6 protein-coding genes are annotated in these 7,949 nt (G+C 39.7%); 3 read left to right on the top strand and 3 right to left on the bottom strand.

All coding sequences use genetic code 11. The annotated features are described in order from the left end of the window. Nucleotides 1-757 precede the first annotated feature (757 nt). Nucleotides 758-1,414, top strand: coding sequence for an NAD(P)H-dependent oxidoreductase (locus J8L73_RS18000; RefSeq protein ID WP_211000994.1), 657 nt, complete (start codon nucleotides 758-760; stop codon nucleotides 1,412-1,414). Between the two features lie 48 nt (nucleotides 1,415-1,462). On the opposite strand, the gene J8L73_RS17995 is transcribed toward J8L73_RS18000, so the two are convergent. The 3 genes from J8L73_RS17995 to uvrD form a co-directional block, all read right to left on the bottom strand. Further along, complete coding sequence (locus J8L73_RS17995; protein WP_211019117.1) at nucleotides 1,463-2,311, bottom strand: chemotaxis protein; 849 nt, start codon at nucleotides 2,309-2,311, stop codon at nucleotides 1,463-1,465. Between the two features lie 87 nt (nucleotides 2,312-2,398). Beyond that, the gene (locus J8L73_RS17990; protein WP_211019115.1) at nucleotides 2,399-4,471 is read right to left on the bottom strand and encodes a GNAT family N-acetyltransferase; all 2,073 of its coding nucleotides are present in this window, start codon (nucleotides 4,469-4,471) and stop codon (nucleotides 2,399-2,401) included. Continuing rightward, nucleotides 4,449-6,614, bottom strand: a complete 2,166-nt coding sequence (gene uvrD / locus J8L73_RS17985; RefSeq protein ID WP_058549181.1) for a DNA helicase II — start codon at nucleotides 6,612-6,614, stop codon at nucleotides 4,449-4,451. The genes J8L73_RS17990 and uvrD overlap by 23 nt, the downstream gene beginning before the upstream one ends. A gap of 313 nt (nucleotides 6,615-6,927) precedes the next feature. Here uvrD and J8L73_RS17980 point away from each other — a divergent pair, with 313 nt between their 5' ends. Continuing rightward, on the top strand, nucleotides 6,928-7,152 hold the full coding sequence (locus J8L73_RS17980) for a hypothetical protein (RefSeq protein WP_002963009.1): 225 nt from the start codon (nucleotides 6,928-6,930) through the stop codon (nucleotides 7,150-7,152). A gap of 379 nt (nucleotides 7,153-7,531) precedes the next feature. After that, the gene (locus J8L73_RS17975; protein WP_211019113.1) at nucleotides 7,532-7,900 is read left to right on the top strand and encodes a YacL family protein; all 369 of its coding nucleotides are present in this window, start codon (nucleotides 7,532-7,534) and stop codon (nucleotides 7,898-7,900) included. Nucleotides 7,901-7,949: the final 49 nt, after the last annotated feature.

Genomic DNA, 7,949 nt, shown 5'->3' with positions numbered 1-7,949 from the left:
TAAAGAAACCCGTTACAGCAATGTGACGGGTTTTTTGCTGTCTGGGATTTAATAAAATAGCCAAGAGGCCATGTTGAGCTCAATAGTCAAACAAAACAGCTCGAAGGCGAGCCCCGCGGAAGGCCGCCCCGACACAATGATAGTATCCCATTTGCTATGTGAAAGTAGGACATTACCAGGCTTCAAATTGTAGAAAGCCCGACTAGCGATAGTCGGGCTTTTTTACGTCTGCAGAAAAGTAAGATACGCGTAATTAATAAATTTCGTTTAAGGATAATAACAGAGCGGATATTGCTAAGCGTCTTCACACCGCGAACTCAGTAGTGAAACAAAACAGCTCGAAGGCGAGCCCCGCGGAAGGCCGCCCCGACACAATGATAGTGTAGCATTTGCTATGTGGCTCTCTACCGCTGCGGGCACTACAACATCACCAGTACTTAAATAAGAGAAACCCGTTACAGCGATGTGACGGGTTTTTGCTGTCTGGGGTTTAGTAAATAGCCAAGAGCCCATGCCCAACTCATTCGTAGGGTCCTTCGCATATCCTTATCTCCACTACACTTTTATCCCTAACCAGATTTCATATGGTGAAAAGCATAATAATACTTTAAATGATCTGATAATCACTTAGTCTTTTTTTTATTATCAATTTTTTTTATAAAGTCTTTTAACTCTATTGCTAATTATCAAATGCTCTTTAAGCAATTAAACTAGCTTCATCTTGTATTTAAATACTTACATCACGACGGAGTAGAGCATGTCTCATCAAATCATTAAAGACTTACATAATCGTTACACTGCTAAGAAATATGATTCTGCTAAGCGTATTTCAGCAGATGATTTGGAAGTAATAAAAGAAGCTATTCGTTTGTCTGCTTCTTCAATCAATTCTCAACCTTGGAAATTTATCTTAGTAGAAAGTGAAGAGGGTAAGCAACGTTTACACGATACATTCGTAAATAAGCACCAGTTTAATCAACACCACGCTAAAGAGGCATCTCATACGCTTTTACTTGCCTACGATCCTAAGTTTACTAAAGAGAAGTTTTCAAAGCGTGTTGATGTAGAAGTAAGTTCAGGCCACCTACCAGCAGATATGCGTGATACCTTTATGGGGGCATATGCATTTGCTGAAATGAACACTGATGAAAATGGTTACAACGGTAGCTGGACTAAAGCGCAGGTTTATTTAGCACTGGGTAACATTATGCATACTCTAGCGCGTTTAAATATTGCCTCTACGCCTATGGAAGGTGTCGACCCAGATTTAATCGGTGAGAAGTTTAGTGAAGAGCTTGATGGCCACATTTGTGAAGTTGCACTTGCTATGGGTTACCCTCTTGTAGAGGAAGATTGGAATCACGGCTTACCTAAGGCTCGTTTAGCTGTAGAAGATATTATTACCACGGTATAACTTACTGTTATAAATAATTAGCCGAGAATATTCTCGGCTTATCTGTTTTTAAAATAAGCCATATGCTTCACTTTCTTGAACGTCTTCTTGTGCTGCGCATACAGGGCTAAAAATGGCACTTGGATCAATTAAAACACTGTGCTTTTCGGCTAGTTCTATTAAACCGCGCATCATATTTTTAGTTTGTGGGTCTATATCAAAGCCAACCTCTGTTAGCTTATCTAAAGGCTTAATATCTTCTTTTTTGTAATCTACGTTATCCTCTACTTTATCTACTAACAGCCCTACATGTGGAGTTGAGCCATCTTTAGTGGTAAAGACTATGATAGGTTTATAGTCGAGTGTAATTTGCTCTTTTGCAGCCTCAAATAATCGAAGTAGTTGCATTAAACTATTTTGTTTAATATCGATTATATATTTACTTACTTGTTTTTTATTGTCATCGGCACTCGCTTTAATAGCTTTATCCACAGTTTGTAGCAGTGATTTAAATGGTCGATCAAACTTTCCTATTATGGCTTGTAAGTCTTCATTATCTGTTTTGAACTCTTGATAAAACATTTCAAAGTTATGTAACTCAGTACTGGTTGTTGTGATGGTTGTATTGTTGCCTGTTAGGTTGTTTTCAAGACGCGTAAACCAAACCTCTAGTGACTCTTGCCATTTACGTAGTTGCTCTAAGGCGTGCTTATTACTTTGCTCTGTAGAATTACCGTTTAGAATAATTCCTAAATCAAATACCGGGGTCGGCGTTTCCATATAGTCTTTAACGCCAATAAAGCTTTTATTATTATTCGGCAAAGTAGTGAGGTCGTTGTTAAAACGCTCTGTGAGTAATATATCGAGAATTTTAAGTGAAATTGTTTTGCAGCCAACTTTAAAGTTTATTAATTCCATGCCTTTAACTTTATTTACCTATTAATGCTTAAAGGATAGAACAAAATAAATAAATAGCTTATAGAGTTACAATTTTTAAAAGTAGGATTACTTAAATTGTGCAATCAGTGATTTAAAAGCACTAGAGAGGCTATTATCTAACTGTTTTTTACCCGTTAAAGAAAACTGTTTTAATAACTGCTCATCGCTGCAATTTTGCAGCACACTTTGAATAATAAGTTGTTTATGAGGGGGGTTTAACTCTCTCATATTTGAAGGTGCTTTATTTATGGCATGCCAAAGTACGGCTGATATTGAAAACCTATTTAGGTTTTTATCTTTAAGTTGCCTTAGTTGAAAAAGCGCATGTGCTGTAAGTGGCTCATCAGAAAAACTATTGAGTAATATACTGACAAGTTGCCAGTGAATGGTTTTAAAGTGAGTTAATAGCCCGTACATAAATTCATTTTGAAATTGTTTGCTTAGATCGCCTAATTTATTCCAGTCATCATGTAACGATTTGATCACTAACACTGAATGCTCAGCAGTGCTTTTATCCTGTTTAAAACCTAGCTTTACAGGTACAAACCCTTGGCTTTGCCAAAAATTGAGTAAGGAAGCCGTAGCTCCAAAGCTTGCGCCAAAAAATTTGCACTGTGGTTTAAGTTTTAATTCGCAATAGCCAATTAGTGCTTTTCCGAGCCCTAAATTGTGAGCGCTAGGGTCAACGGCTATACGCACTACGCGGGCACTTAACTGCGTTAAAAAGTCAGCGCTGAAGCTAAGTTGTGCAAGCGTTTGCGCCATTAAATGACCTTGTGGTCGACGCTCTCCTGAAATAACTAGCTCTGCTAAATCAGTATCGATATCACCTTCAATAGCTATTAAGCAAACGGCTACTAAGCGGTTGTGCTCTTCACTAATAAATATTCGTTGTGCAGGCGCATCAAGCAGGTGTCGTAAATCGTTAACGCTACTTTGATAGTGTGCTTGGGCAAGTAATGCAATAACCTGTCTAAGTAGCAGCTCATCATTAATTAATGATTGTTGGCTAATTTCACGGTGTGTTAAAGCAGATATATCAGCACAATTGGTTTCGCTAAATTGAGCGTCTAATGCCAGTAGTGTGCGTATATGCTGCTCAAGAGGATCGTGTTTGGCAAATCGCAGTGGCTCGTCAAGCGTAACTACTTTTGCTGCTTTATAATGTGCTTTGACGTACTTGCTAAAGCGAATTGTATAACCTCGACCATTGCCCTCGTAGCCTACAAGTGTGCTTGCAAATACAACTCTTGGGTAATGCGTTAATATTTTTAATAATAGAGGCACTGGTATTGCGGCAGCTTCGTCAACAAGTAATAAATCACATTCGGGTAAACTATTGAGCAAGACATCTGGCGGCATATAAGACAAGTTAGCCAATTGCTTTTGTGTGGGGTCGTAATTTACATTTAGTGCATTTGCTAAATGTTTAAAACTTGAATGTGTTGCACTGAATTGAGTGGCACAAAGAATTATTTTTTTATCGCTAAGTTGTGCTGCACTAAGCCCAAGCGCTGCTGATTTACCTCGCCCGCGGTCTGCATTTATCAATAGGGGCCTATTTGCTCTTCCATTCGCTACTTTTACTATCTGCTCAATACAGCTCTGCTGTGGCTGATAATTAATAGTATTGCTAGGTGAAGGATTAGTATTATTGTTACTAACTCCGTTTAGCTCGCTAAAATGTAAAGCGGGCAGAGAATGAATAATAGAGCTAAAACGTTTGTTAAATAAGCTTTGTGAAGTGTTATGCCCGAAAGACTCAATGCTAGTTAAAGCAGGGTCAGGCCAAGTATTGAGTGAATTAAGCTCTGGCAGTATTAAAAATAAAATTCCGCCAGCTTTAACAGTACCTGCAAGCGCGGCTAATTTGTCTGGATATAGGCCACTAAAACCATCGTAAACAGCATCGTCAAACTCTTTACCCAATATTTGATGATTATGAGAGGGCCAAATGGCGTTTTTTAAAGTCTCTGATTTAGATAACGCAGCTGTATTGTCGTTAGTTATAAAAGAATTAACTAAGCGATAGCACCAAGCAGAATTGCCTGTAATAAGCACTAGCTGGCGATGGTTTGCGCCAACTAGTTGCTGAGTTAGTTTTGTAACTAACGCGTTATACAGCTTGAAGTCGTGCATATGCGGTTACTAACCATTTGCTACCAAGGTCATCAAAGTTTACTTGCACACGCGATTGCGCGCCGCTACCTTCGTAATTAAGCACAGTCCCTATACCAAACTTAGCGTGTAGTACGCGCTGACCTAAGTTAAACCCGCTTTCTTCAAATACAGCATGGCTTACTGAGGCACTAAAACGCCCCGCAGCTGGCGGGCGCGACACTTGTGTTTTAATACGAATTTCTTCTACGCAGTCTTCTGGTATTTCACGTAAAAAGCGTGAAGGACTGTGGTATTTTTCTTGCCCGTATAAACGGCGACTTTCGGCGTGGCTTATGTATAGTTTTTCCATTGCACGCGTCATACCAACATAACAAAGACGTCGCTCTTCTTCTAAGCGACCTGTTTCTTCATTACTTTGCTGTGAAGGGAACATGCCTTCTTCAACGCCCACCATAAACACAAGCGGAAACTCTAAACCTTTAGCTGAGTGAAGGGTCATCATTTGTACTGCGTCTTCATGCTCATCAGCTTGGCCTTCACCAGATTCAAGCGACGTATAAGCTAAAAACCCTTGAAGTGGCGAACTAAACTCTTCTTCTTCAGGGAGTTCGTACTGGTCGCAGGCACTTATAAGTTCTTCTAAGTTCTCTACGCGGGCACGGCCTTTTTCGCCTTTTTCAGCTTGGTACATAGCCATAAGGCCAGAGGTTTGAATCGCGTATTTAGCTTGCTCATGCAGAGTAAGGTCACTAATTTTGTCTTCTATGTGCTCTACCAGCTCTACAAATTTAGATACTGCACCTGCCGCGCGGCCAGATAAGTGCTGTTGTTCAACAATAGCTTTAGCTGCATACCAAAGCGGGAGTGATTCAGCCCGAGCACAATCACGTATATGACTTAATGTTTTATCACCAATACCGCGCGCAGGGGTGTTAATGACGCGCTCAAATGCGGCGTCATCTTGGCGGTTTCCTACCAATCGTAAGTACGATAGTGCATCTTTAATTTCTTGGCGCTCGAAGAATCGCATTCCACCGTAAATACGGTACTTTAAGCCTTCTTGTAGCATGGCTTCCTCGAGTACACGAGATTGCGCGTTGCTTCGGTATAAAATAGCGGCGTCTTGCAATGCATTACCTGCATTTAACCAGCTACGTAATTTGCTGCTTACAAAGCGGGCTTCGTCTAATTCGTTAAACGCGGCATAAATCGATATAGGCTCGCCTTCGTTACCATCGGTCCATAAGCTTTTACCCATACGTTCTGAGTTATTTTTTATAAGCGCATTAGATGCTTTTAGAATGGTTGCGGTTGAGCGGTAGTTTTGCTCAAGGCGAATAGTCTCGGCGTCAAAGTCAGTTAAAAAACGTTTTATATTTTCTATTTTAGCGCCGCGCCAGCCATAAATACTTTGGTCGTCATCGCCCACAATCATAATGCTTTGTGTATCGCCTGCGAGTAGCTTTAACCATGCGTACTGAATGGTATTGGTATCTTGGAACTCGTCTACCAGCATGTGCGCAAAGCGCTGTTGGTAATGGCGAAGTAGTGTAGGGTTATTTTTAAGCACTTCATAGCTACGTAGCAGTATTTCAGCAAAGTCGACTAAACCAGCGCGGTCACACGCTTCTTGATACGCGGCATATACACGCAGCATCATTTGCTCATTTATATCGTAAGCTTGAATATCTTTAGGGCGAAGTGCTTCGTCTTTTTTAGCGCTTATGTACCAGCCAAATTGTTTAGCTGGCCATTTTTTATCATCAATATTCATTGATTTTAATAAGCGCTTGATCATTCTTAGCTGATCGTCAGAGTCTAATATTTGAAAGGCCTCTGGTAGGTTTGCTTCTCGGTGGTGAGCGCGCAAAATACGGTGCGATAAGCCATGGAAAGTACCAATCCACATACCACCGACAGGTGCTTTTAAGGTTTCTTCTACTCGAGAACGCATTTCTTTAGCGGCTTTATTGGTAAAAGTAACTGCAAAAATACTATAAGCAGAGGCTTGCTCAACCTGCATTAACCACGCAATACGATGAACCAGCACTCGTGTTTTACCAGACCCAGCACCTGCTAATACCAGCATGTTTTGTAGTGGGGCTGCAACGGCATCGCGTTGTTTGTCATTTAAGCCATCGAGTAATTCAGAAACGTCCATCGTTACGCCTTTTCAATCAATAATGAAGGCAGTATAACAGGTGTTTTTGTTAGGCTAAATAAAATACTGTTTTTATGAACAGCTATTATAAAAATAGTGTCTAAAACCAATTAGCTGGCTAGTTTTCTAGCGTGTATAAATGACAAAATTTAATAATAAAAATAATCAAATTGACCTATATTTAGTAAAAAATACTAAAGCTTTTATTTAATGATAATTTAACCAATTGATTTTTAAGCTTTAATAAATTGGCATAAAGTGTGATAGTAAGTAAATAACTAAAATTTAAAATTAATTAACTACAGAGGTGAGTATGGCTGATCAAGGTTCTGGCGGTAATGTAATTGCAGCATTGTGTAATATATTTTTTCCTGGTTTAGGGCAACTTGTGCAAGGGCGTATTTTAGCCGCTATATTTTTTGCGCTCGCAATTATAATTAGTTACGCGCTTATATATGTATTAGTAGGCTTTGTACTTGTGCCAATTATTTACTTATGGTCGATTATAGACGCAGCACGATACCGCTCACGAAGTTAGGTATTTAACGTTTTATAAAAATAGCGCTTAGGGCGTGTTGCTCTTTGATGGTTGAATTTGCAGCAGTATGTTTGGTTTTTAGGCAAGGCAGAGCCTATGCAGTGTGGTTATTCCCCATAAATAGGCGATAACGCAGCATAAATGCCAAACATGCGCTGCCATTTGGGTTCTTTCTAGGGACGATAAACTCTTTGTTGCTCGGTTTTTACTTAGCCCACTAGGTTACAAACCTTACGCCGCGATTTAATCCCCCTAGATTGAACAAATTTCAATCTGCAAAGTTCAACACGCCCGAATGGCGCTATTTTGCTTTTTAGAGTCGGCGTTTAAGCTAATTTACGGGTATAATCGCGTTATTAGCATTTAAAAAGTAACAGTTATGGAATATCAATTTATACGTGACCCTATTAGTGGCCTACGCATCAAAATAAGCAGCGAACACGCAATAATTGGCCGTTGGCTAAATGAAGAGATTGGCAAAGAAAAAGTGGCTATGGTGCAAGCACTTATTACTTCGGTAAAAACAAGCTACGAGCCAGTTACCTTAAAAGGCCAAGAGATCGATTTAATACTCTCTAAAGACGAAGCCTTATTCGAAGCGCATGCCTTGCATCAAGATAGTGAAGATCTAGTTGCCTACCAAGATGATGATTTAATGCTTGAAGAAAACGGCTTAAGCAGTGGCTGTGGCTTTGAAGATTTTATTGATTTAATTGAGTCGTGGTCTGAATTTAGCGGATCAAAGTAAAACCAAATTTATTAAAATAGTGCAGATGCATTACGCTTTTTTTATCTGT

The sequence above is a fragment of the Pseudoalteromonas sp. MMG006 genome, assembly GCF_018101025.1.
In the GTDB taxonomy this organism is placed as follows: Bacteria; Pseudomonadota; Gammaproteobacteria; order Enterobacterales; family Alteromonadaceae; genus Pseudoalteromonas.
Note: the sequence above shows the minus strand (reverse complement) of the source record. Positions and strands in the feature narration are given on the sequence as shown.